The 244-nt window shown below is 59.0% G+C and carries 1 protein-coding gene and 1 pseudogene; one reads left to right on the forward strand and one right to left on the reverse strand.

The features are described from left to right. On the forward strand, positions 1 to 180 hold a 180-nt coding region (locus X741_RS1000000170685), incomplete at its 5' end, for a hypothetical protein (protein WP_210195519.1). Here the strand turns inward: X741_RS1000000170685 and X741_RS1000000170660 are convergent. Continuing rightward, a pseudogene (locus X741_RS1000000170660) lies at positions 162 to 244 on the reverse strand (sulfate ABC transporter substrate-binding protein); the annotation flags it as partial. The gene X741_RS1000000170685 and the pseudogene X741_RS1000000170660 overlap by 19 nt on opposite strands.

Raw genomic sequence — 244 nt, forward strand, 5'->3', positions numbered from 1 at the left:
AAGCCGAGCGTCAATCCGAAACCCGGAATGACGCTCGGCTGCCTGAACCGCCACCCCGCCTGCGCGGGTGCTGTGGTCATGGAGTTCTGGATCGTCCCTTCTTACTCAGCCAGACTTCGTCGAAGAAGCCCATTCGCGGGCTTCTTCGGCACTACCGAACCTCACTGGGCCGGCTTGTAGATCTGGTCGAATATACCACCGTCGCCGAAATGATAAGGCTGTGCCTTCTTCCAGCCGCCGAAAA

This window comes from Mesorhizobium sp. LNHC221B00 (genome assembly GCF_000502935.1).
Lineage (GTDB): Bacteria > Pseudomonadota > Alphaproteobacteria > Rhizobiales > Rhizobiaceae > Mesorhizobium > Mesorhizobium opportunistum.